The following is a 23,263-nucleotide window of genomic DNA, read 5'->3' as shown; positions in this document are numbered from 1 at the left end:
CAAGCCGCTGGCCGGCACCCGAACACGGGTGCCGGCCAGCGGCGTCTATGCAGAAGCAGCAACCACCGACTCAGCAGGGCGCGTACAACCGCCGGGTCCCGGACCCCGTAGCCCAAGCCGCCCGATCGCTGAACCGGCAGCCGAAGTCCGGTGCTGCCACCGCCTGAGGATCGGTGACCGCGTCGCCGGCCGGCCGCTGCCCGGTGCGTACCCAGGAAACGAGGTCGTCCCAGGCGGCGCCGGCCTCGGCCGGGCTGAACTCGCAGTGCTGCGCGGCGCGGACAGCCCGCTGGACCACGAGGCCGCTACGGCCGTGCCACGCCGCGTCCCGGGCGTAGGCCTGTTCCATGCTGAACGGCACGAACAGGTCGCCGAGGTCGTGCAGGCCGAGCACCGGCGCGGTGGGGCGGCCGCTGATCCGCGGCACCTCGGTCAGCGTCGGGGACAGCCGCTGCCGCAGGTCCTCCGGGGCGACCCGCTGGACGCTGGTGTTGACGTCCACCGGGCTGTTCGGTGAGTACCGGGTGAGCAGGTTGGTGGCGAGCTGGCCGGGCCGCTGGGCGGGGGAGTCACCGCCGTTGGTGGTGGCGATGCTGAAGAGGAAGTCCTTCCAGACCGCGAAGGCGGCGTCCGCGCCGGGGCGCTGCCCGCCGGACCGGGCGACGGTGATGGCGCGCAGTTCCTTGCCCAGGTCGTTGGTGGTGTCCGGGCCGCCCGGCCGGAGGCCGGCGAGGCCGAGCGCGACCTGGATCCGGGGCACCGCGTCGGTGAGGTAGTCGTCCGGCGTCGGGTAGGCGCGCACTCCCGTGAGGGCCTGCGCGACCAGGTTGTAGTCCAGGAAGAAGTCGAACAGCTCGTGGTCACCGAGCACCCCGCACATCGGCAGCGCGCCGTCGTAATAGCCGGGGTACTGCTCCAGCGAGCGGCCGATGATGTGCCCGCCCATCGACACCCCGGCCAGGTAGACCCGCTTCGGCCGCCGCACCGTGTCAGCGAAGAGGTCGGCCAGCGCCCGGGTGCTCAGCACCCCGGAGCGGATGTCGTAGCCGTTGTGGTCGTACGAGGACGACGCCCACGCGTACCCCTGTTGGAGCATCCGTTGGCGCAGGTCGTAGCCGGGCGGCTCGGGGGAGAGGACGGCGCCCTGGCCGCGGTAGCCGTGCGCCCACATGACGAGTTCACCGTTCCACCGGGCGGGGGTCTCGATGATGAAGCCGGCGTGCTCGTGCACGCCCTGGCGGACGGTGGTGGTGGCGCCGTCGACGATCAGCGGCGCGAGCGGCGGGTTGCTGATGGTGTAGCCGGGCAGCGGCTGGCCGCCGTCGTCGTCGCGGTCGGTGGCGGCGGCCGGTGCCGCGCCGGCGAGACCGACCGCGAGGGTGAGGGTGGCGCCGGCGGCGAGCAGCCGGCGGGCCAGGCGGGTGGGTGAGGTCAGCATCGTTGCTCCCCCGGGGACGGGTGCCGCCCCGGGACGGGGGCGGCCAGGCGGGACGGATGCCTACCGGCCGGTAGCGCCCTGAACCTAGGCCGGACCTTGACCTGTGTCAATCGTTGACTGACCGAACGGTCAGCCACGTTCGCCCGGTCCGCCCACTGTGGCCGCTCACACCAGGCCGTGCGCCAGCATCGCCTCCGCCACCCGGCGGAAACCGTTGATGTTCGCGCCGGCCACGTAGTCGCCCGGCAGGCCGTACTCCTCCGCGGTGGCCCAGCAGCGGGCGTGGATGTCCCGCATCGTCTCCCGCAACCGCTGCTCCGACTGGGCGAACGTCCACGAGTCCCGGCTGGCGTTCTGCTGCATCTCCAGCGCGCTCACCGCCACGCCGCCCGCGTTGGCCGCTTTGCCCGGGGCGAACCGCACCCCGGCCCGGCCCAGGATGCGCACCGCCTCCGGGGTGGTGGGCATGTTCGCCCCCTCCACCACCGCGACACAGCCGCCGGCCACCAGCGCCGCAGCCTCCGCCCCGCCGATCTCGTTCTGCGTCGCGCAGGGCAGCGCCAGATCGCAGGGCACCTCCCAGACGGTACGACCGGAGGCCGCCACCGCGTGCGGCACGTGCCGGACGTAGCCGTCGAGCCGGGCCCGGCGCTCCTCTTTCAGCTCCCGCAGCAGCTCCAGGTCGATGCCCTTCTCGTCCAGCACGTACCCGTCCGAGTCCGAACAGGCCACCACTCTGCCGCCGAGCTGGTGCACCTTCTCGATCGCGTAGATGGCCACGTTGCCCGAGCCCGACACCGCCACCCGCTTGCCGTCCAGGCTGTCCCCGGTCTGCTTCAGCATCTCCTCGGCGAAGAAGACCGCCCCGTACCCGGTCGCCTCCCGCCGCACCTGCGCGCCCCCGTACCCCAGGCCCTTGCCGGTGAGCACCCCCGACTCGTACCGGTTGGTGATCCGCTTGTACTGCCCGAACAGGTAGCCGATCTCCCGGCCGCCCACCCCGACGTCCCCGGCCGGCACGTCCGTCTGCGCGCCGATGTGGCGGTACAGCTCCGTCATGAAGCTCTGACAGAAGCGCATCACCTCCCGGTCCGAGCGGCCCTTCGGGTCGAAGTCCGCGCCACCCTTGCCGCCGCCGATCGGCAGGCCGGTCAACGCGTTCTTGAAGATCTGCTCGAAGCCGAGGAACTTCACGATGCCCAGGTAGACCGACGGGTGGAAGCGCAGGCCGCCCTTGAACGGGCCGAGCGCGCTGTTGAACTCCACCCGGAAACCACGGTTCACCCGGACCCGGCCGTGGTCGTCCTCCCACGGCACCCGGAAGATGACCTGCCGCTCCGGCTCGCAGATCCGCTCGATGATCCGGGCGTGCGTGTAGTCGGGGTGACGAGCCAGGGCCGGGCCGATGCTCTCCAGCACCTCCCGTACCGCCTGGTGGAACTCGGGCTCACCAGGGTTCCGCTTGACTACGCTCGCGAACACCGTCTCGACGGTCTCCGACATCACCGCACGCCCCTTCCGGTCGCGGCGGCGGCCCCGTCGCCCCCACCGGATCGGCATCCCGCCGACCGCCCCCGGATACGGATCGTCACCCTCGTCCGGTTCACTGATCGGGTGGACGAGTTGATCTGGGACGCGGCCCGGGCCGCCCGGGGCTGGCTGGACGCCGCCAACGGCACCGGCGACACGGAGTTGACGTGCCGCATCCTCAAACTCACCGAGGAGTCGGGGGAGGCGGCCGCCGCCTGGATCGGGGTGCTCGGGCAGAACCCCCGCAAGGGGGTGACGCACACTCGCGAGCAGGTCGCGGCGGAGCTGGCGGACGTCGTGTTCACGGCGCTCGTGGCGATCGAGAGTCTCGGCCTCGATGCGCGGACCGCGGTTTCGGCTTGTGCCGCCAAGGTGCAGGCTCGTCTCGGATAGCTACCTGCTGCTCTTGTTCGGTGGTTGCTCTTGTCGGGTGTGGCCCGCCGTGCCGGCTCCGGGCGGTCAGGCTGATCGCTGCGCTGGTCTCGGCGGGCCGCACCCGCGTCGTGGTCCGGACCCGTGCGGTCTGCGCGGTCGGCGTCTGAGGTACGCCGGATGTCTGGTTCCAGGTCTTCCGGCGGCGGCCCACGACGCGCGGGTTCGGGGGCCGGGCCAGCGCGATGGCCTGCCGGACATCCGGCGGTGCCGCCCGGCCGGCGCCGCGATGGCCGCCAGACGTCCGGCGGTGCCGCCCCGACGGCGGCGCAACTCTCCCGGTGTCCCCCGCGACGGTCTGGCGCCCCGGCCCGTCATGCCGCTGCTTCCGCCGCCCCGGCCCTGCTGCCGCCATCCTCGATATGGAGTGGCGGACTGTTTTGGCCGGGTTGTGGGCTGGCTGGGTGTGCTGGGTGGAACGTCATGGCTGTCTCCGGGCTCCGGTGACCTCCATGGTGTTCCACTGACCGCGTCGGGGTCTGCGCGGCCTGGCCCGTGACGGGGTGGTGTGTCCGGTTTGTGGGTGTGACCGGTGGCATCCCGGGGCCGGAATGGTGGGTGGGCGGGGGTCGTTGAACACGGGTGAATGACCGAGGAAGACGCGCCGCCGAGGCGGGTGCGTGGGTCGCCGGAATGATGGTGGGCCGCCGGTCGTTACACATGGTCCCGGCGCCGCGAAGAGGCCCTGCCCCGCACGCCGGATCCCCCCAAGACTTTTCCCCTTTTTGCTTTTTGGGCGCCTGACGGTGCTTGCGTCTGCTGTTGACCCCCATCGGCGTGGACGCCAACCCCCGAATGGAGCTTTGTGATGAACTCGATGCTGCGTAAGAGCGTGCTTGGTATCGCTGGTGTGGCTTTCACCGGTGGTGTGTTCGCCGGTCCGATCGCCGCTCACGCCGACGCCCGCCCCGTCGAGGGCAAGCCGGTCGCGGTGGCCGTGCAGGCGGACAAGCCGGGTGTGGACAAGGCCAAGCTGGTTCCGCATGGTGTGCAGGGCGCCCAGTCGCGCATCGACCTGAACGATGAGCAGGTCGCGAATGCGAAGGCGATCATTGCGGCGACGAAGAAGGCGGGTCTGCCGGAGCGGGCCGCGGTGATCTCGATCGCCACGAGCCTGCAGGAGTCGAAGCTGGAGAACCTGGGCCACCTCGGCGACGCCAATGACCACGACTCGCTGGGCCTGTTCCAGCAGCGGCCGTCCAGTGGTTGGGGTACGCCGGAGCAGATCACCAACCCCGAGTACTCGACGCTTGCGTTCGAGAAGGGTCTGAAGCAGGTCGACGGGTGGCAGGACATGCCGCTGACCGAGGCCGCCCAGACCGTGCAGGTCTCGGCCTACCCGGACGCCTACGCCCAGTGGGAGCAGCAGGCCGCCGACCTCGTCGCCCAGCACTGGAACAGCTGACAACCGAACAAGCGCATCAAGCCGCTGGCCGGCACCCGAACACGGGTGCCGGCCAGCGGCATCTGTGCGTACCAGAAGGCAAGAGTGACCGGCGCGGGGATCAAGCCTGACAGTGAGCCCGGAGCCGGTCGCCCTCGCCCCCAGCCCTCACCAGCAACCACCCCGGCGAACGCGATGATCGTCGGGGAGAGCTGAGCGTAGAGTCGGGCGGTGGACCGAACCGAATCCCTGCCTGCGCAAACCCTCCCGCCCGGCGCTGCTCCCGCCGAGCAGCCGAGCGTCCTGCTGCCCGGTCACGACGTGCCGCTCGGCCGCTACACCACGGTGCGGCGGCTGCTGCCGCAGCGGCAGCGGCGGCTGGTCGGGGCCTGGTGCTTCGTCGACCACTTCGGACCGGACGACGTCGCCGAGCGCCCCGGCATGGAGGTGCCGCCGCACCCGCACACCGGGTTGCAGACGGTCACCTGGCTGCTCGACGGCGAGATCATGCACCGGGACAGCCTGGGCAACGTGCAGCCCATCCGGCCGGGGCAGCTCAACGTGATGACCTCCGGCCACGGCATCGCCCACTCGGAACGGTCCCCGGCGACGCATCCCCCGGTGATGCACGGCGTGCAGTTGTGGGTGGCACTGCCGGATCCGGCCCGGGCCGGTGCGGCGGACTTCGCCCACCACGCGGAGTTGCCCCGGTGGCGCGACGGCGACCTGGACTTCACCCTGCTGGTCGGCGAGGTCGGCGGTGAGCGTTCCCCGGCCGTGGTGCACACCCCGCTGGTCGGCGCGCAGCTCGAGGTCCGCGGCCCGGCGACGGCCCGGCTGCCGCTGCGCCGGGACTTCGAGTACGGGCTGCTGGCGATGTCGGGCTCCGCCGAGGTGGACGGCATGTCGCTGGAGCCGGGTGCGCTGCTCTACCTGGGAGCCGGCCGGGACACCCTCGTCGTGGCGGCGGCGCCGGGCAGCCGGCTGCTGCTGCTCGGCGGCACGCCGTTCGAGGAGCCGCTGGTGATGTGGTGGAACTTCGTCGGCCGCTCGCACGACGAGGTCGCCGCGGCTCGGGAGGACTGGATGGCGGGCCGGCGGTTCGGCGTGGTCGCCGACGACCCGGCGCCTCCGCTGCCCGCCCCGGCGCTGCCGACCACCCGGCTGAAGGCCCGCGACCGGCGTGGCGGCGTCCTGGGCTGAATGCCCGCTGCGCGCGCGGGTAGACGCGGGGCATGCCGACCACTGCGATCTCCAGCATCGAGGACAAGAAGCGGCTGGTCCGCCGGCTCGCCGGGGACGGCCGGGGTTTCGCCGAACGGTACGGATTCCGGGTCATCAACAATCCGTCCGCGCTGTTCCAGGTGCTCTACCTGTCTGTTCTGCTCGCCCGCCGGGGTGACTTCCGCAAGGCGGTCGACACCGCGGCGGCGTTGCGGGACGCGGGCTGGGACAGCGCGGCGCGGCTGGCCCGCTCGCTGCACGAGGATCGGGTACGGGTGTTGCGCGCGGCGGGCCAGCGCGGCGACGTGGACGGCCTCGCGAACGCCCTGGGCGACCTCGCGCAGACCGTCGCCGACCGCTACCGGGGCGATCTGCGTCGGCTCCGCACGGAGGCGCACCAGGATCCGGCCCGGGAGCGGCGGTTGCTCACCGCGCTGCCGGGCGTCGACGACGAGGTGGCGGACCTGTTCCTGCGGGAGGCGCAGGCGGTGTGGCGGGAGGTGGCGCCGGTGGCGGACCGCCGGGCGCTCGCCGCGGCACGCCGGCTGGGCCTGGGCCGGTCCGCGCAGGACCTGGCCGGCCTGGCCGGCAGTGGCGAGTCGGAGCGGCTGGCCTGGCTGGTGGGGGCGCTGGCCCGGGTGGACCTGGAGAAGAGCTACGCGCACCTGACCCCGTGAGCGGCCGTGCGGCGGGCCACATTTTCGCGATAGTCACCCGTTCGGCTGATCTCCCATCGTATGATGATCGTGGCAGCGATGCCCGCCCGGTTCGGGCGAACATCCACCGCCTGGCGGTCGCGACCCGGTTCGGGCGCGGACCGGCAGGAGCAGGTGCTGCGTGGCGCCCCAGGTCGCGGTTCGTGACCCGGGGCGCCCGCCTGCTCCGGCATTCACTTGGCGAGGCTGGCGAGCAGGTTCACCGTCGCGGCGATGATGACCGCCCCGAACAGGTACGACAGCAGCGTGTGCCGCAGCACGGTGCGCCGCATCTCGGCGCTGCACAGGTCGGTGTCGGAGACCTGGAAGGTGGAGCCCACGGTGAAGCCGACGTACGCGAAGTCGGCGAAGCAGGGCGGCTCGTCCTGGTGGAAGTTGATCCCGCCCGGTTCGCCCGTGTAGTACAGCCGGGCGTAGCGGGTGGTGAAGACGGTGTGCACCACGAACCAGGAGGCCACCACGCTGACCACCCCGAGTCCGCCGTACAGGTCGCGGGGGAGCCCCGGGCCGGCGGCGTGCGCGCTGGTGAGCAGCACGACGACCGCCAGCAGGCTGGCCAGGCAGGCGGCCAGCAGCAGCACGTCGCGCATCGCGCGGTTGGGGTCCTCGAGCTGGGCCAGCCGCTCGGTCTGCTCGGCGTCCAACCGCGACAACCGGCTCCACTGCAGGTACAGCCAGCTCAGCGCGGCGGCGTCCCAACCGACGAGCGGCGCGAGCGCCGGCGATCCCAGCATCCCGGCGAGCGCACCGCAGGCGACTCCGACCAGCCCCATCACGGCGAGCTGGAGCGCCGCCGGCACGTGGCCGTGCGCCCGCCGGGCCGCCGTCGGGCGTGCCACCGGCCCGCGCGTCAGATGCCGCGGAGGTGCTGCGAGACCCGCAGGTGCTTGTCCCGGGCCTGCGCCGCGCGCTGCGAGCGGCTCACCTCGGGCGCGGCGTCGATGCCGGCCGACCGGGCCACCTGGTTGCCGTCGGCGTAGTCCACCGGGGGCAGCGCCCGCAGCGCCTGCAACACGTCCGGCGGCGCGCCCTCCCGTTCGGCCTCCCGGATGACGTCGTCCTTCCCGGCCGGGTAGTCCAACGCCGACAGGTACTCAAGGACGTCCGCGTAACTCGCCATGGGTGGGCTCCTCGCGCCTGTAGTTGCGGTCACGACCGGGCGGCGGTTACCCGCCGGGCCGCTGGTCACGCGCGGGACCGGCGGAAAAATCCGGCCACCGTTTCCGGGCGGCCGGGACGGGTAGGCGGTCGGCTGGAGGACCGAAGGGGGTACCACGGATGCACTACCTCACCTTCGTGGACCGGGTCGCCCGGCGTACCGGAACGTCCGACGATCGGGCGGCGCAGCTGACCACGGCCACGCTGGAGACCCTGGCCGAACGGCTGACCGGCGGCGAGGTGCTGGATCTCGCCGCGCAGCTGCCGAAGCCCCTGTGGGGGATGCTCAAGCCCCACCCGCGCACCGAGGCGGCCGACCGGTTCGGGGCGGCCGAGTTCGTGGCCCGGGTGGCCCAGCGGGCCGGCTGCGACGAGAACGTCGCCCGGGACGCGGTGCGGGGCGTGTTCACCACGCTGCGCGAGGCGATCACCGGCGGCGAGTTCCAGGACGTGGTGGTGCAACTGCCGCGCGACTACCGGGACCTGGTGGAGCCGGCCCTGGCGCCGGCCATCGCACGCCGCACCTGAGCCGGTGGGTCAGGCGACCGTACCGGCGGCGCGCAGGGCGGCGATCCGCTCGGCGTCGAAGCCGGCCTCCGCCAGCACCTCGTCGGTGTGCTCGCCGGGCTGCGGGGGCGGCCGGCGCACCGAGGTGGGGGTGGCGGAGAAGCGGGGCGCGGGGGCCGGCTGGGCGACGCCGTCGTGCTCGACGAAGACGCCCCGGGCCGCCAGGTGCGGGTGCTCGGGCGCCTCCGCCCAGTCCAGCACCGGGGCCACGCAGGCGTCGGAGGCGGCCAACAGCTCCGTCCACTCGTCCCGGGTACGGGTCCGGAACAGCCGGGCCCACGCCGCGCGCAGCGCCGGCCAGTTCGCCGGGTCGGTCCGGTCCGGTGCCTCGTCGCCGTCGAGCGGGAAACCGGTGAGCCGGACCAGCTCGTCGTAGAACTGCGGCTCCAGCGCGCCGACGGCCAGGTGCCGGCCGTCGGCGCACTCGTACGTGTCGTAGAAGGGCGCGCCGCCGTCGAGCAGGTTCACCCCGCGCGGGTCCTGCCACATGCCGAATTGGCGCAGCGCGTGGATCTGGGTGGCCAGCACCGACACGCCGTCCACGATGGCCGCGTCGACGATCTGCCCGGGGGCGCCGGCGCGGACCGCGTACAGGGCGGCGACGACGCCGAGCGCCAGCATCATCCCGCCGCCGCCGAAGTCGCCGAGCAGGTTCATCGGCGGCACGGGGCGCTCGCCGGCCCGGCCGATGCCGTGCAACGCGCCGGTCAGCGCCAGGTAGTCGATGTCGTGGCCGGCGGTCCGGGCGAGCGGCCCGTCCTGACCCCACCCGGTCATCCGGCCGTACACCAGGCGGGGGTTGACCGCCTGGCAGTCGTCCGGGCCGAGGCCGAGCCGCTCGGTGACCCCGGGCCGGAAGCCCTCGATCAGGGCGTCCGCGCCGGCGACCAGGGCCAGCACCACCTCGCGCCCCTCGGCCGTCTTGAGATCGACGGCGAGCGAGCGGCGGTTGCGGTTCAGCAGGTCGCCGGGGATGCTGCCGAATCCGCCCGGTGCGATGCGGTCGACGCGGACCACGTCCGCGCCGAGGTCGGCCAGCATCATCGCGGCGAACGGGCCCGGTCCGATGCCGGCCAGCTCGATCACCCGTACCCCGGCGAGCGGCCCGTGGTTGGTCATCGCGTCACCATAGGACCCCGGCGCCGCGGGCACCATGCCCGCCCCGCATCCAGCTGTTGACCAGGGCAATCATCCGAGCGACCGGCGTCCCGCGGGGTTGGCGGGCGGGCTGAGGTTGCCCTAACCTGGTGTCCGCGAGGGGAGTACTTCCCACGAACCATTCCGGTCAGTACGGCGTGCCCCGGGCGCGCCTCGGGTGGTTGCCCACCGAGGGTGGGTGAAGGAGACCTCGAACATGACACGGTGTTCGAGGAGGCTCAATTGACCGAGTTGTCTAACCTGTCCGCCGGCTCGCTGTCGTCGGTCGGCACCCCCTCCCTGTGGGCGGTGACCATCGCCGGCGTGCTGGCCCTGCTGGTGCTGGACTTCCTGGTCACCCGCAAGCCGCACGAGGTGTCGATCAAGGAGGCGCTCGGCTGGTCGGCGTTCTACGTCGCCCTGCCGCTGGCCTTCGGCGCCTGGGTCTGGTCCCGCTACGGGTCGGAGCTGGGCGTCCAGTACCTGACCGGTTATCTCGTCGAGAAGTCGCTCTCCGTCGACAACCTCTTCGTCTTCATGCTGCTGCTGGCCGCGTTCGCGGTGCCCGCCGTGCTCGCCCAGCGAGTGCTGCTCTACGGCATCGCGGGCGCCCTGGTGCTGCGCGCCGTGTTCATCGCCCTCGGTGCCGCGGCCCTGCAGACCCTCGACTTCGCCTTCCTGCTCTTCGCGATCATCCTGATCGCCACCGCGGTCAAGCTGCTCCGGGACGCCCTCGCCGGCCACGAGCAGGAGGTCGACATCAACAAGATGCGGTCGGTGAAGCTGCTCCGCAAGGTCATGCCGGTGGTCGACGAGTACCACAGCACGAAGCTGACCGTCCGCCAGCAGGGGCGCCGGGCGCTCACCCCGTTCGCCCTCGTCGTGGTCGCGGTGCTCGCCACCGACGTGGTCTTCGCCGTCGACTCGGTGCCCGCCGTCTACGGCATCACCGAAGATCCCTACCTGGTCTTCGCCACCAACGCGTTCGCCCTGCTCGGCCTGCGCGCGCTCTACTTCGTGCTGCACGCCGCGCTGAGCCGCCTGGTGCACCTCAGCTACGGGCTGGCCGTCATCCTTGCCTTCATCGGCGTCAAGCTCGGCCTGCACTGGGCGCACAGCATCTGGCCCGGCGTGCCGCAGATTCCGACGCTCGTCTCGCTCGGCGTCATCATCGGCGTGCTGGTGGTCGTCACCCTGACCAGCCTGCGCGCCACCCGCGACCGGGAACCCGGCGCCGCCGTCGCCGCCGACCGCCACTGAGGCGCAAGGAAGGGCCCCTTCTTAACGCCTGGCGTAGGGAAGGGGCCCGTTCTTAACAGCGAACCGGCTGCCCGGGGCCAGCGCAGGTGGTACGACTGACCGGTGGGAATCGTGTCGCCCGGCTTCCAGGGCCGGCCCCGTTCGGCCGAACCGGCCCTGCCGCCGGGGCAGTACCTCACCCAGGACTTCCCGGTGCTCTCCGCCGGCCCCACGCCGCGGGTGCCCCTGGACACCTGGGAGTTCGTCCTCACCACCGACGGTGGCGCCGAGTTCCGCTGGTCCTGGGACGAGCTGATGGGCCTGGCGCAGGAGACGCCGACCGTCGACATCCACTGCGTCACCCGCTGGTCCAAGCTCGGCACCAGCTGGCAGGGGGTTTCGCTGGACACGCTGCTCGACGGCGTCGACACCGCCGCCCGATACGCGCTGGTCCACTCCTACGGCGGGTACACCACCAACCTGCCCCTGGACGACCTGCGCGGTGGCCGGGCCTGGGTGGCGCACACCTACGACAACGGCCCGCTGCCCGCCGAGCACGGCGGTCCGGCGCGGCTGCTCGTCCCGCACCTCTATTTCTGGAAGTCGGCGAAGTGGGTCCGCGGGATCCGGCTGCTCGTCGACGACCAGCCCGGCTTCTGGGAGACCGCCGGCTACCACGACTACGGCGACCCGTGGCGCGAGCAGCGCTACCAGGGCGACTGAGGTGGGCGCGCCCACGACGGCGGGCCGGGTCGCCGCGCCGCTGACCTGGCAGGTTGCCCGCCTCGTCGAGCGGCGGGTCGAGACCCCGACCGCGCAGACGCTGGTCCTGGAGGTGCCCGGCTGGCCGGGGCACCTGCCCGGGCAGCACGTCGACGTCCGGCTCACCGCCGCCGACGGCTACCAGGCCGCCCGGTCGTACTCCCTGGCGGCGCCGGCCGAAGGTGACCGGGTCGAGCTGAGCGTGCAGCGGGTACCGGACGGGGAGGTGTCGCCGTACCTCATCGACGTGTGGGCGCAGGGCGACCCGGTGGAGGTGCGCGGCCCGGTCGGCGGCTGGTTCGTCTGGCGGACCGAGGAGACCGCACCGGTGCTCCTGGTGGCCGGCGGCTCCGGAGTGGTGCCGCTGATGGCGATGGTCCGGGCCCGCCGTGCCGCCGGCAGCCGGGCGCCGTTCCGGCTGATCTACTCGGTGCGCACCCCCGAAGACGTGTTCTACGCCGACGAGCTGCGCCGCCGGACCCGCGACGACCAGGGCCTGGACGTGGCGTTCGTGTACACCCGGCAGGCGCCGGCGGGCTGGCGCGGCGAGCCGCACCGGATCAGCCTGGCCGACGTGAACAGCCACGGCTGGCCACCCGAGCTGGAACCCCTCTGCTACGTGTGCGGCCCCACCGGCTTCGTGGAGACCGTGGCGGACGCACTGGTGGGGCTGGGCCATCCGACCCGACGGGTGAAGACCGAACGCTTCGGCCCCACCGGGTGACGAGCGAGGAGGACACATGACCGACCTGTCCTACCTGGACGGCAACATGCTCGACGGGCCGCTGCGGGAACTCTTCGCCGTGGACCTGAGCGCCGCCACCGGACGCTGCGACAACTGCGGGATGACCGGTCCGATGGCCGGGATGCACGTGTTCTCGCACGCGCCCGGCCTGATCGGACGCTGCCCGGCCTGCTCGGAGGTGATGCTGCGGCTCGTCCGCGCCCCCGACCGGGCCTGGCTGGACCTGCGCGGCGCCACCTTCCTCGAGGTGCCGATGCCCTTCGACCAGCCCTTCCCCCGCCCACTCTGAGGCTCGCTGGCGGCTCCCCGACCCGAACGGCGCCGGTGGATATCGGGTCGCCGCGAGGCAGTCGGGGGTCTAGCGTCCGGCGACATGACCTACCTGCATCCGCTGGCGTTCCTGCTCGGGCTGGAGGGGGTGGCGCTGCTGCGGGCCACCGCGGGCGACGACGGGCTGGACCGGGCCTTCGTCGAGGCCCGGCTCGCCGAGGTCCGCCGGCTCCTCGACGAGGCGGGCCCGACCCTCGGTGGCGGGGTGGAGCGGGGCCCGCTCGGCACGGTCGACGGCTACCGCACCTGGGCGTCCACCTACGACCAGCCGGGCAATCCGTTGGTCGAGGTGGAGGAACCGGTGGTCAGGGCGATCCTCGACGGGCTGCCGCCCGGGCGGGCGCTCGACGCGGCCTGCGGCACCGGGCGGCACGCCGCGTACCTGGCCGGGCGCGGGCACGTGGTGACCGGCGTCGACAGCTCACCCGAGATGCTGGACCGGGCGCGGGCCAAGGTGCCGGGGGCGGAGTTTCTGGTCGGCGACCTGTGCGCGCTGCCCGTCCCCGAGGGCGCGTTCGACCTGGTGGTGTGCGGGCTGGCGCTCGCCCACGTGGCAGAACTGCCGGCGGTGCTGGCCGAGTTCGCCCGAGTGCTGCGGCCGGGCGGGCACCTGGTGGTCTCCGACGTCCACCTGCTCTCGCTCTACCTGGGCGGGGTGGCCCACGCCGCCGGCCCGGACGGCCGGGTGGGCATGCTGCCCGCGTACCGTCGGGGTGCCGCCGACCACCTGGCCGCCGCGCTCCCGGCCGGCTTCCGGGTACGCGGCTGCGCCGAGCCCGGCTGGCCGCCCGGCGACGAGGCCGGCGGCCCGCCGGCCCGCCGCTGGTGCCCCGACGCCGCCGATGCCGCCTACACCGGCACCCCCGCCGCGATCGTCTGGCACTTCACCCGCGACGACTGACCCCGCGGCCCCGCTTCGTGCTGATCAAGGAGTTTGCGTCGCGGACCGGGCCGTTCCCGACGCAAACCTCTTGATCAACTCGGCTGGACCGGGGCGGGGGGAGGGGTTTCAGGACGTGCTGGTGAGCTGGCCGAGTTGGGCCGGGGTCGGTTCGGCGTGGTTGGTCGGGGTGGTGACCGGCGCGGGGGAGCCGGCCGGCCGGGTCTCCGGCACCGGGGTGGGGACCGGGCGGGAGACCTGCGCCCCGGTCCGCCGCAGGCGGCGGCGCAACCGGCTGACCAGCTGGCCCACGGTCACCGGCACCACCGACAGGACGAGCTGGCCGCTGCGCGGGTCGACGGTGGCGGCCACCCCGTACAGCCGGCTGCCGTGCCGCAGCAGCCGGGGACGGCCGGCAGCCAGCCGCGGCGCGCGGACCGGCGCACTGCCCCGGCCGTGCGTGCCGGTCACCTCGGCCCGGACCGGGTGGCGCTGGCCGGTGTGCGCGCTGCCGGCGAGGAGCCGCTCGACCGGGAAGTCGGTGCGGACGGTCCGGCCGGTCGGATCGGTCGCGTCCAGCAGGGTGGTGCCGGTGACCTGCCCGGCGACCAGCCGCACCGGCCCGGCCTCGGCGGCGAAGCGGGGGTACGGGCTGCGCGTGGTCACCGCCAGGGTGTGCCCGCCCTCCCAGCTCACCTCGACGGTGTCCAGCTTGGCCAGCCAGTGGGCGCGTACCTCGGTCACGTCGGCCCAGTCGCCGGCGCCCGTGCCCGGGTAGCCGGCGTGCCAGCGCTCGCCGGCCACCACGGTCGGCGGCACCCCCCGTTCGGCGTCCTGGTCGATGACGGCGAGCAGCTCGTCGACCCCGCCCGTGGTGACCGCGCCGAGCCGCAGCCGGGCCTCGATGTCCAGCCGGTCCCGCAGCCCGTCGGTGACGTGCCGCTCGACCAGCCGGCGGACCACCGCGTGCACCCGTTCCTGCTCGGCCCGGTCCAGCCGGCGGAAGTCGTCGCCGACCAGGTTGGCCAGCTCCAGCCCGACGTGGCGGCGCAGCACCGCGTCCCGGCGCGGCCCGGCCGGGATCAGCTCGGCCACGAACGCGAACAGCCGCTCCACGCTGACCATCCGCTTCTCCACCCGGCTGTGGTAGGTGATGTTGCGGGCGTCGAGCCGGCGGACCGCGTGGTAGTAGTCGTAGTCGGCGAGCACGGAGATCCGGCGGGCGTGGTAGCACGCGGCCAGGGTGAACGGCTGGTCGCTGAGGACCGGCATGTCCTCCGGGAAACGCAACCCGTGCCGGTCGACCAGCTCCCGGCGGAACAGCTTGGTGTTCGCCAGCGACCAGGGCAGGGCGGAGTCGTACAGGTCCACGTCGGCGGCGTTGCCGCCGGCGAACACGTCGGAGAAGACGTGTCGGCCGTTGACCCCGACGACCTTGCCGAGCACGACGTCGGAGCCGTACCGGTCGGCGGCGGCGACCAGCCGTTCCAGGGCTTCCGGACCCAGGTGGTCGTCGGAGCCGAGGAAGAAGACGTACCGGCCGGTGGCCAGTTCCAGGCCCCGGTTGCAGGGGGCGGCCGGGCCGCCGGAGTTGGGCTGGTGGGCCACCTTGATCGTGCCGGGGTGGCGGGCGGCGAGCCGGTCCAGCAGCCGGCCGCTGCCGTCGGTGGAGCCGTCGTCCACCGCGACCACCTCTATCCGCTGGTGGCCGATGGTCTGCCGCAGCAGGGAGTCCAGGCAGCGCCGCAGGTAGGGCAGGGTGTTGTAGACCGGGACGATGACGCTGACGTCGGGGGCGGTCATCGAAGCGCTCCTCGTGGGGTCGGCGGGTCGGGCGCCACGGTGTCGGGGATGGCCGAGGTCGCCGCGTCGGGCAGCAGCCGGCGGTACACGGCCTCCAGCGCCTCGGCCTGGGCCTGCCAGGTCCAGCCGGCGAGCAGGCCCGGCCGGTCGTACGCGGCGCGGTACCGGGCGGGGTCGGCCAGCACGGCGCGGACCGCACGGACGAAGTCGTCGACGTCGCCGGCCCGGAACACCTCGCCCTGGCCGGTCTCCCGGACGGCGCCGGCCATGGTGCGCACGTCGCTGACCACCACCGGCAGCCGGGCGTGTGCGTACTCGAAGAACTTGGTGATCAGCGCGATCTCGTGGTTGGGCCAGCGGTGGATCGGGATGACGCCGACGTCGGCGCCGGACAGGAACGGCACCACCTGCCAGTGCGGGACGTACGGCAGCACGTGCAGCCGATCGGCGACGCCGAGGCGGGCGGCCCGCTCGGCGAGCCGCTCGACGTAGCGCAGCGCCGGGTTGACCACCAGCGCGACGTGCACCCCCGGCAGCCGGGGCAGGGCCTCGACCAGCGTGTCCAGGCCGCGCTGCGGGGCCGCCGCGCCGCTGTAGACCAGCAACGGCTCGTCCGGGCCGACACCGCACTCCACTCGGAGCTCCGGCGCGGGCGTGGCGTCGGCCGGGCGGTGCTCCACGGCCGGGGCGTTCAGCAGCACGTCCGGGGTCGCCGGCAGCCGGTGCTCCCGGCGCAGCAGCGCGGCCAGGTCGGCCGAGACGGTGAGGACCGCGTCGGCGTACGGGGCGTACTCCCGCTCGTGCGCCCGGTGCGCGGGCAGCCAGCGGGCGTGGTCGCGCCACGGCTTGATCCCGGGCAGGAACTCGTGGGCGTCCCAGACCAGCGCGACCCGCCGGCCCTCGGCGGCGGCGCGGACCTTGGCGCGGGCGCCGACGCCGAGCATCCGGAAGTCGTGGGCGTGGATCAGGTCGGGGCGCAGCCGGTCGACCTCGGGGCCGTAGGCCAGTTCGTAGTCCCACAGCCCCGGCTCCAGTCGCCGCCACGCCCGGTCACCCCGTACGAGCTGCCAGAAGAGCGTGTACGCCCGGTCCCACGGGCTGCGGAACTTCCGGCCGTACCGGACCCGGTTCAGCATCTTGGTCCGCAGCCACACCCAGCGGTCCAGCACGTGGGCGGCCGTGTCGCCCAGCCGTAGCGCCCTGCGGGCCCGCCGCAGCGCGGCCCCGCCCAGTTCGCCGGTGGCGGCGCGCCGCTCGAGCAGCGCGGACCGGAAGGTCAGGTCGGCCTGCCAGGCGCGGACCCACTGGGCCCGCTGCTCGGCGATACCCCCCGGTCGGTACGCCAGCGGCCAGCGCAGCCATGCCCGGCGGAACTCGTGCCGGCGGCGGTCCAGCAGGTCCGGCACCGGCAGTAGCCGGACCTCGGCCGCGCCGAGCCGCCAGCTGCGGCCCACCTCGTCCGGCGAGCGGCCGAGCAGGGTCACGTCCCAGCCGGCCTCGGCGGCGGACCGGGCGATCTTCTGCACCCGGGAGTCGCCCTCGACCTTGTTGTCGACGAGCATGACGATCCGGCCGCGGCGCGGCGGCGTCGTCGCCTCGTCGTGTCCCACTGCTGGCCCTCCGCTGGTCGGCCGGCCTCTCCGGCGCGACACCACGCTGGTGGAGCCAACCGTCGGCGGAGCGACGTCGACGTGACGGAGAGGTGACCGAGAGGCGGAGATTCGGTTGTGAGCCAGGACACATGGGACGCCGGTGGGGAGACCGGGCGCCCTCCCCACCGGCGGCCGGCGGTCAGCCGTCGGTGTCGGCCAGCCGCCGCCAGACCAGCGTGGTGAGCAGCGCCAGCGCGGCGGCCGCCAGCCAGAACGGGGCCAGCACGCTCCCGGTGGCCCGGGCGACGACGCCACCGAGCGCCGTGCCGACCGCCGCCCCGCCCAGGTCGGCCAGGGAATACACGCTGTTCACCCGGCCGCGTAACTCGTCGGGCACGAGTCGCTGCCGCAGCGACACCACGAGCACGCCCCAGACCATGGTGTGCACGCCCCAGACCGCCAGCGCCGCGCCGGCCACCCAGGGCTGCCGGGTGACGGCCAGCACCACCTGGAGTCCGACCTCGATGAGGAGCCCGAGGCGCAGCAGCGCCGGGGTGCCGAACCGGGCGCGCAGCCGGGTCGCCAGGACGCTGCCGGCCAGCCCGCCGAGCGCCGAGGCGGTCAGCAGGACGCCGTACCCGATCGGGGAGAGGCCGAGCCGCTGCCGGGCGTAGAGCACGAACGCCGCGAACGCCGCGCAGAATGCCACGTTCATCACCGCGATGCAGACCGCCAGGATGCGGAGCACGGGCACGCGCCAGAGCCCGCGTATCCCGGCGATGATCTCCGCTCGCAGCCCGCCCTGCCGGCCGCCGTCCGCCACCCGCGGCGGCGCGGCCGGCACCGGCCGCCAGCGGAGCAGGGCCACCAGCAGCGCGGCGAGCCCGAAGGTGGCCGCGTCGAGCCCGAACGGCAGCGCCGCCGCCAGGACGAACAGGTACGCGCCGAGCGGCTTCGCGGCGAACTGGTTGCCCACCACGAAGGTGGCGAACAGCCGGCTGTTGGCCTGCTCCAGCCGCTCCGGCGGGACCACCGAGGGCAGCAGCGCCCCGGACGCGGTGTCCGCCAGGGTCTCGCCGATGCCGGTGAGGAGGAACGCCAGACAGATCAGTGGCACGGTGGCCACCCCGGCGAGCACCGCGCCGGCCAGTGCGGCCAGGACCAGCCCCCGGCCGAGGTTGACCCCGATGATCAGCCGACGCCGGTCGACGCGGTCCGCGAGTGCGCCGCTGACCAGGGAGAACAGCAGCCAGGGCAGCTGTGGGGCGAGCGTCGCGGCGGCCACCGCGGCCGGGTCGCTGGTGAGCGACGCGACCAGCAACGGGCCGGCCACCATGGTGACGCCGTCGCCCAGGTTGGAGACCGCGTTGGCGGCCCAGAGACGGTGGAAGTCCCGGCCGAGCCGGCCGGCGGAAGCGGTGGCCGTCATGCCGGCCACCGGACAGGGACACGTGGTCCGGGCGCGGCAGGGCGCCCGGACGGGATCTCCGGAAACACGAGGAACTCCCTCGGAAGCGATGTGGTGGCGTACGCACGCCAGGACGGGGGACCCGCGCGGGGCGGGTCACCTGATCGCTTCGCGGCGAGGAAGGAGGTGTCGGGGGAGCGGCGGGGGAGCGCCGACGGCCCGGATCAGGACACCGTGGCCCCCAGCGGCGAAGCGGAAACCAGCACCGTGCCGAGCGGAGCAATCCTCATGATCGACCTCCCGTCGTCCGGGCCCACGGTAGGGGACGCCGAGCGCGGGCGCGACCCGGTTGGACACCGGCCGGGTGGGTGGCCGAGAGTGAGGCACCGTGAGATATCTGCGTACCGACGGCCGGGTCGGCATCCGGCGCCCGCGCCCGGCCGACGAGGCCGAGTTCATCGCCGCCGCCCGACGCAGCCGGGAACTGCACCACCCGTGGCTCGCCGCCCCGGACGACCCGGAGAAGTACGCCGCGTACCTGCGCAAGATCCGGGGACGGGCCAGCCCGGGGTACCTGTTCTGCGACCGGGCCACCGGGGAGATCGCCGGCTACGCGAACATCAGCGGCATCGTCATGGGCGCCCTGCGCGGCGGCTACCTCGGCTACGCCGCCTTCCTGCCGTACGCCGGCACCGGACACGCCTCGGCCGGCGTCCGCCTGGTCATCGCGCACGCCTTCACCGCGCTCGGGCTGCACCGGCTGGAGGCGAACATCCAGCCCGGCAACGAGCCGTCCAAGCGGCTGGCCGAGCGGCTCGGTTTCCGGCTGGAGGGCTTCTCCCCGGACTACCTGTTCATCGACGGCGCGTGGCGGGACCACGAACGGTGGGCGATCACCGCCCCGGCGCCCGGGCAGGGCTGAGCGCGCGGTGGCGGCCGCCCTCGCGGCGACCGCCACCGTTGTCGTCGACTCAGCGTCCAGGCCCCCGGGCCTGCGGGCGCTGCCCGGTCAGCCGCTGCAGCTTCGCCTGCTTGTGCTCGACGCGCCGGCGCTGCCTGGGTGTGAGCCGCGGGCTGCCCCGCTGCTGGTGGTAGTTGGAGATGCGCTGGTCGGGCGGCAGGATGCTCATAGCGGGCTCCCTCCGATTGACTGGACGGCGAGCGCGACGTCCCGCAGCGCCGGCACCTCCTGGCGCTGCGGCTCCCGGGTCAGCGTCGCGGTGCCACGGTCCGGCCGCACGTCCAGGTACGGCGGGACGTCGCCCTCGACGTGACCGGCCATGGCGACCGCGACCGGGGCGCGGCACTGCCGCTCCGGGCGAACCTGGATGGTCTGCCCGGGACGAACCAGGTAAGAGGACCGGTTGACCTTGCCACCGTCGACCGTGTACGTGTTGTGGGCGATCAAATCCCGGGCCTGGTCGATGGAGCGGGCGAAGCCGGCGCGGTGCACCAGCGCGTCCATCCGCTGCTCCAACTGGCCGGCCAGGTTCTCCGCCGAGTCACCGGGTTGGCTGACGGCCGCCACCAGCGCCCGGGCCAGCTGCCGGTCCCGCAACTCGTAGCGGGCGCGCACCTGGTGCCGTGCGCTGTCGTCCAACCAGGGTCCGCCGGGGGCGGGCCGGGGTCCGCCGCGTACGCCCACCGGGTGCCGTTGTCGCCGCATCCGGTAGCCGTACGCGGGGTGGATCGGGATCACGTCCTCGGGCGCGGGACGTACGGTGGTGCGGACCGCCATGTCGTTTCCTCCTTCGACTCTCGCGGTCCCACCACCCTCCGTCCCGACCGGGTGAGGCGACCCCACCCGGTCGGGGTGAGCCGGCCGGGTCAGCTGCCGGGTTTCGGGAAGGCCACCGGGCTGCGGTGCCCCTGCCGGTCCACCGCGCGTACGCCGAAGAAGACGTTGTCCTTGGACAGGTCGATCGTCACCTCCGTGACGTCCCCGACCGGGAGCACCTTCTGCCACTCGGGCGCGGTGGTCTCCCGCCACACCACCTCGTAGCCGGCGAGGTCCGGCTCGGTCCCGCGCTGCCAGCGCAGGGCGGTGTCGTTGGTCAGGTTGGTGGTGACGACGATGACGCCCTTGGGGGTGCCGGGCGCCTGGGCCAGGGACCAGAGCGTCGCCCCGTTCACCCGGGCCACCCGGGTGATGTAGTCGAAGTCGCAGAACTCCGGCAGGTCGCCGTACTGCACCCCGTCGACCGCCCGGACGTCCTGGTGCTGGTGGGCGAAGTCCTCGTTCGGCTCGGTGAACCGCCCGGCCGGCCAGCCCTGCCGCAGGAACGAGATGTGGTCGCTGCCGCGCAGGTAGCGGTCCCGGCGGTAGATCACCCGCACCCGCATCTGGGTCGCCCCGTTCTCGGCCACGTCGCTGACGAAACGGGCGAGCTGCCGGGACGGGGAGTCGTTCTCGCCGCCGACCGACTGCCGGGTGCTCGCCTCGGCGGGGGTCTCCGCCGTCGGCACGCCCTCGGCGAAAAGCCGGACGCTGCGCGGGTCCCGGGTGCCGTCGTCGGCGGTGCAACTGCCGACGATGTCGTTGCTGAACATGCCCTGCACGTCCACACCGGCCGCCTTGAGCTGGCCCGCCAGGTACGTCGAGCCGTACAGGTTCTGCTCCTCGCCGGCGACGGCGGCGAAGACGATGGTCGCCTCGGTGCGCCGGGTGGCCATCACCCGGGCCAGTTCCATGACCACCGCCACGCCGGAGGCGTCGTCGTCGGCCCCGGGGGCGTCGCTGACCGCGTCCATCACGTCGGTGCAGCGGGAGTCGTAGTGGCCGGTGATCACGTAGACCCGGTTCGGTGTCGAATCGCCGTGCAGGGTGGCCACCACGTTGGTGATCCGGGTGGCGGTGGGGATCCGGGAGGCGGGCTGCTGGACGTACGACTGGAGTTCGACCGTCATCCGGCCGCCGGAGGCGGCGGCGTACGCGGAGAGCTGCGCGAAGATCCAGTCCCGCGCGGCACCGATGCCCCGGACCGGGTCGTCCTGGCTGGACAGGGTGTGCCGGGTGCCGAACGCGGCCAACCGGCGCACGGTGGCCTCGATCCGGTCGCGGTCGACCTCGCGCAGCAGCGCGGACAGTTCGGGGTCCGGCGGCTGCGGGGTGATCGGGTGGCCGGGGCCCGGCGGGGCGACGGTCTCCTCGGCGGCGGCCGGCCTGGCGGCGAGGGGCGCGGCGATGGTGGCGGCGGTGGCGGCGGCGGAAGCGGTCAGGAAGGTGCGCCGGGTCGGCCTCGTGGGTCGGCCCTCGGCGGTCTCGTGGGTTCCCATCTGGGCATCCTCGCCGGGACCACGGTGAATGTCTATATCGTGGAGGGTGGATGGAAGGTTTCACCCGGAGCGGGTGATGACGGCGGGTGGGCGTGCTTCCTACGGTGACGGAATGGGACCCCGTCCGACTCCGGCCGACCCCACACCTCAACCCGGTCGACGGCCGGCTGGTCCTCGACCCGGACATCCCGCCGTAGGTCGGCCGGATCGCCGCCGGCCGGATCCGGGCCTTCGGGCAGTGCTGGGACCTTGAGGCGGTGGGCCGGCGGGGGTACGTCCGGCTTTCCGCGGACTGACTGGTCGGCCACGTTTGTCCGCGGCGGCGATGGGAACGGGGCCGCAATGACGAAACCTCGTGTGGTGATCGTGGGGGCCGGGTTCGCCGGATACCACGCGGCGAAGACGTTGAACCGGCTGGCCGGCAAGCGTGCGGAGATCGTGCTGCTGAACACGACCGACTACTTTCTCTACCTGCCGCTGCTGCCCGAGGTCGCCGCCGGGGTGGTCGAGCCGACCCGGATCTCCGTGCCGCTGGCCGGCACCCTCAACGGCGTGCGGGTGGTGATCGGCGAGGCGGACCGGGTGGACCTGCAGAACCGGTGGGTCGGCTACCGCTCCCAGGAGGGCGACCAGGGCCAGCTCGCGTACGACCGGCTGGTGCTCTCCGTCGGCAGCGTCAACAAGCTGCTGCCCATTCCCGGGGTGACCGAGTACGCGCACGGCTTCCGCGGTCTGCCCGAGGCGCTCTTCCTGCACGACCACGTGGTGCGTCAGATCGAGCTGGCCGAGCTCACCGACGATCCGGCCGAGCAGCGCGCGCGCACCACCTTCGTGGTGGTGGGCGCCGGCTACACCGGCACCGAGGTCGCCGCGCACGGCCAGCTCTTCACGGACCGGCTGCTGGCCCAGCGGCCGCACCTGAAGGTCCGCCCCCGCTGGATGCTGCTGGACGTGGCCCCGCGCGTGCTGCCCGAGCTGGGCCAGCGGATGTCGACGACGGCCGACCGGGTGCTCCGCCGGCGCGGGGTAGACGTACGGATGGGCACCTCGGTCTCCGAGGCCACGCCGGACGGGGTAATGCTCACCGACGGCGAGTACGTGCCGACCTGCAGCCTGGTCTGGTGCGTCGGGGTACGCCCCGACCCGTTCGTCGCGGAGCTGGGGCTGCGGACGGAGCGGGGCCGGCTGGTGGTCGACGAGTACCTCAACGTCCCCGGCCATCCCGAGGTGTTCGCCTGCGGCGACGCGGCGGCGGTGCCCGACCCCACCCGGCCCGGCCAGGTCTGCGCGATGACCGCGCAGCACGCGCAGCGACAGGGCAAGCTGGCGGCCCGCAACATCGCCGCCTCGTACGGGCAGGGCGTCCGGAAGCCGTACAAGCACCACGAGCTGGGCTGGGTGGTGGACCTGGGCGGCAAGGACGCGGCGGCGAACCCGCTGAACGTGCCGCTGTCCGGCCTGCCGGCGAAGACCGTCACCCGCGGATACCACCTGCTGGCCATGCCCGGAAACCGGGCGCGGGTCGGCGCGGACTGGCTGCTGGACGCCAGCACGCCCCGGCCGGCGGTGCAGCTCGGGCTGGTGCCGGCGAACGCCGTGCCGCTGGAGAGCGAGTCACCCGAGGTGGTCCGCCGCGGCTGAC

Annotated in this window: 23 protein-coding genes; 12 read left to right on the top strand and 11 right to left on the bottom strand. The window is 73.6% G+C overall.

Annotation, left to right across the window (positions count from 1 at the left end):
- Positions 1 to 70 precede the first annotated feature (70 nt).
- Both Q2K19_RS30140 and gdhA read right to left on the bottom strand, forming a co-directional pair.
- Positions 71 to 1,438, bottom strand: a complete 1,368-nt coding sequence (locus tag Q2K19_RS30140) for an alpha/beta hydrolase family protein (protein WP_302765565.1) — start codon at positions 1,436 to 1,438, stop codon at positions 71 to 73.
- A 165-nt stretch (positions 1,439 to 1,603) separates the two neighbouring features.
- Positions 1,604 to 2,920 (bottom strand): NADP-specific glutamate dehydrogenase, encoded by a 1,317-nt coding sequence (gdhA, locus tag Q2K19_RS30135; RefSeq protein WP_446839744.1) that lies wholly within the window; start codon positions 2,918 to 2,920, stop codon positions 1,604 to 1,606.
- 132 nt (positions 2,921 to 3,052) lie between these two features.
- On the opposite strand from gdhA, the gene Q2K19_RS30130 reads away from it, so the two are divergent.
- From Q2K19_RS30130 to Q2K19_RS30115, 4 genes are all read left to right on the top strand, one after another.
- Positions 3,053 to 3,361 (top strand): MazG-like family protein, encoded by a 309-nt coding sequence (locus Q2K19_RS30130; RefSeq protein ID WP_302765563.1) that lies wholly within the window; start codon positions 3,053 to 3,055, stop codon positions 3,359 to 3,361.
- A gap of 847 nt (positions 3,362 to 4,208) precedes the next feature.
- Complete coding sequence (locus Q2K19_RS30125; RefSeq protein WP_302765562.1) at positions 4,209 to 4,805, top strand: hypothetical protein; 597 nt, start codon at positions 4,209 to 4,211, stop codon at positions 4,803 to 4,805.
- Positions 4,806 to 5,015: 210 nt separating this feature from the next.
- Entirely contained in the window at positions 5,016 to 5,987 is a 972-nt protein-coding gene (locus Q2K19_RS30120) for a pirin family protein (protein ID WP_302765561.1), read from the top strand.
- Positions 5,988 to 6,019: 32 nt separating this feature from the next.
- Positions 6,020 to 6,685 (top strand): hypothetical protein, encoded by a 666-nt coding sequence (locus Q2K19_RS30115; protein ID WP_302765559.1) that lies wholly within the window; start codon positions 6,020 to 6,022, stop codon positions 6,683 to 6,685.
- A gap of 212 nt (positions 6,686 to 6,897) precedes the next feature.
- On the opposite strand, the gene Q2K19_RS30110 is transcribed toward Q2K19_RS30115, so the two are convergent.
- Together Q2K19_RS30110 and Q2K19_RS30105 are read right to left on the bottom strand one after the other, a co-directional pair.
- Positions 6,898 to 7,563 (bottom strand): DUF1345 domain-containing protein, encoded by a 666-nt coding sequence (locus tag Q2K19_RS30110; RefSeq protein ID WP_302765558.1) that lies wholly within the window; start codon positions 7,561 to 7,563, stop codon positions 6,898 to 6,900.
- 11 nt (positions 7,564 to 7,574) lie between these two features.
- Positions 7,575 to 7,844 carry a DUF2795 domain-containing protein gene (locus Q2K19_RS30105; protein WP_302765557.1) on the bottom strand — a complete coding sequence of 90 codons (270 nt, stop codon included), beginning with the start codon at positions 7,842 to 7,844 and terminating at the stop codon, positions 7,575 to 7,577.
- A gap of 158 nt (positions 7,845 to 8,002) precedes the next feature.
- Here Q2K19_RS30105 and Q2K19_RS30100 point away from each other — a divergent pair, with 158 nt between their 5' ends.
- Positions 8,003 to 8,410, top strand: a complete 408-nt coding sequence (locus Q2K19_RS30100) for a DUF2267 domain-containing protein (RefSeq protein ID WP_302765555.1) — start codon at positions 8,003 to 8,005, stop codon at positions 8,408 to 8,410.
- Positions 8,411 to 8,419: 9 nt separating this feature from the next.
- Here the strand turns inward: Q2K19_RS30100 and Q2K19_RS30095 are convergent, their stop codons facing one another.
- The gene (locus Q2K19_RS30095) at positions 8,420 to 9,568 is read right to left on the bottom strand and encodes a CaiB/BaiF CoA transferase family protein (RefSeq protein ID WP_302765553.1); all 1,149 of its coding nucleotides are present in this window, start codon (positions 9,566 to 9,568) and stop codon (positions 8,420 to 8,422) included.
- A gap of 261 nt (positions 9,569 to 9,829) precedes the next feature.
- On the opposite strand from Q2K19_RS30095, the gene Q2K19_RS30090 reads away from it, so the two are divergent.
- The 5 genes from Q2K19_RS30090 (at position 9,830) to Q2K19_RS30070 (ending at position 13,563) form a co-directional block, all read left to right on the top strand.
- Positions 9,830 to 10,846, top strand: a complete 1,017-nt coding sequence (locus Q2K19_RS30090) for a TerC/Alx family metal homeostasis membrane protein (protein ID WP_302765552.1) — start codon at positions 9,830 to 9,832, stop codon at positions 10,844 to 10,846.
- Between the two features lie 111 nt (positions 10,847 to 10,957).
- Positions 10,958 to 11,548: a sulfite oxidase-like oxidoreductase gene (locus tag Q2K19_RS30085; protein ID WP_302772838.1), complete on the top strand. Its 591-nt coding sequence runs from the start codon at positions 10,958 to 10,960 to the stop codon at positions 11,546 to 11,548.
- A 1-nt stretch (position 11,549) separates the two neighbouring features.
- Positions 11,550 to 12,311, top strand: coding sequence for a ferredoxin reductase (locus tag Q2K19_RS30080; RefSeq protein WP_302765551.1), 762 nt, complete (start codon positions 11,550 to 11,552; stop codon positions 12,309 to 12,311).
- 16 nt (positions 12,312 to 12,327) lie between these two features.
- Positions 12,328 to 12,621: a DUF6510 family protein gene (locus Q2K19_RS30075; RefSeq protein ID WP_302765550.1), complete on the top strand. Its 294-nt coding sequence runs from the start codon at positions 12,328 to 12,330 to the stop codon at positions 12,619 to 12,621.
- Positions 12,622 to 12,705: 84 nt separating this feature from the next.
- Positions 12,706 to 13,563, top strand: coding sequence for a class I SAM-dependent methyltransferase (locus Q2K19_RS30070; RefSeq protein ID WP_302765548.1), 858 nt, complete (start codon positions 12,706 to 12,708; stop codon positions 13,561 to 13,563).
- A 108-nt stretch (positions 13,564 to 13,671) separates the two neighbouring features.
- Here Q2K19_RS30070 and Q2K19_RS30065 read toward each other — a convergent pair whose 3' ends face one another.
- The 3 genes from Q2K19_RS30065 to Q2K19_RS30055 all read right to left on the bottom strand — a co-directional run bounded on the left by Q2K19_RS30065 (position 13,672) and on the right by Q2K19_RS30055 (position 18,366).
- The gene (locus Q2K19_RS30065; RefSeq protein ID WP_302765546.1) at positions 13,672 to 15,345 is read right to left on the bottom strand and encodes a glycosyltransferase; all 1,674 of its coding nucleotides are present in this window, start codon (positions 15,343 to 15,345) and stop codon (positions 13,672 to 13,674) included.
- The gene (locus Q2K19_RS30060) at positions 15,342 to 16,907 is read right to left on the bottom strand and encodes a glycosyltransferase family 4 protein (protein WP_302772836.1); all 1,566 of its coding nucleotides are present in this window, start codon (positions 16,905 to 16,907) and stop codon (positions 15,342 to 15,344) included. Before Q2K19_RS30060 ends, Q2K19_RS30065 begins: the two co-directional genes overlap by 4 nt.
- A gap of 229 nt (positions 16,908 to 17,136) precedes the next feature.
- Entirely contained in the window at positions 17,137 to 18,366 is a 1,230-nt protein-coding gene (locus Q2K19_RS30055) for an MFS transporter (RefSeq protein ID WP_302765544.1), read from the bottom strand.
- 367 nt (positions 18,367 to 18,733) lie between these two features.
- Here Q2K19_RS30055 and Q2K19_RS30050 point away from each other — a divergent pair, with 367 nt between their 5' ends.
- A complete protein-coding gene (locus Q2K19_RS30050; RefSeq protein ID WP_302765542.1) occupies positions 18,734 to 19,267 on the top strand; it encodes a GNAT family N-acetyltransferase in 534 nt (177 codons plus the stop codon).
- A gap of 49 nt (positions 19,268 to 19,316) precedes the next feature.
- Here Q2K19_RS30050 and Q2K19_RS30045 read toward each other — a convergent pair whose 3' ends face one another.
- The 3 genes from Q2K19_RS30045 to Q2K19_RS30035 all read right to left on the bottom strand — a co-directional run bounded on the left by Q2K19_RS30045 (position 19,317) and on the right by Q2K19_RS30035 (position 21,621).
- Positions 19,317 to 19,475 carry a hypothetical protein gene (locus tag Q2K19_RS30045; RefSeq protein WP_302765540.1) on the bottom strand — a complete coding sequence of 53 codons (159 nt, stop codon included), beginning with the start codon at positions 19,473 to 19,475 and terminating at the stop codon, positions 19,317 to 19,319.
- Entirely contained in the window at positions 19,472 to 20,083 is a 612-nt protein-coding gene (gene rpsD / locus Q2K19_RS30040) for a 30S ribosomal protein S4 (protein WP_302765538.1), read from the bottom strand. Before rpsD ends, Q2K19_RS30045 begins: the two co-directional genes overlap by 4 nt.
- Positions 20,084 to 20,172: 89 nt before the next feature.
- Positions 20,173 to 21,621, bottom strand: a complete 1,449-nt coding sequence (locus tag Q2K19_RS30035) for a M20/M25/M40 family metallo-hydrolase (protein WP_302765537.1) — start codon at positions 21,619 to 21,621, stop codon at positions 20,173 to 20,175.
- Between the two features lie 342 nt (positions 21,622 to 21,963).
- On the opposite strand from Q2K19_RS30035, the gene Q2K19_RS30030 reads away from it, so the two are divergent.
- The gene (locus Q2K19_RS30030; protein WP_302765535.1) at positions 21,964 to 23,262 is read left to right on the top strand and encodes an NAD(P)/FAD-dependent oxidoreductase; all 1,299 of its coding nucleotides are present in this window, start codon (positions 21,964 to 21,966) and stop codon (positions 23,260 to 23,262) included.
- Position 23,263 lies beyond the last annotated feature (1 nt).

Origin of the sequence: Micromonospora sp. NBRC 110009, from assembly GCF_030518795.1 — a bacterium.
Taxonomy (GTDB): Bacteria; Actinomycetota; Actinomycetes; order Mycobacteriales; family Micromonosporaceae; genus Micromonospora.
This window is presented reverse-complemented; position numbering and strand designations above follow the sequence as displayed.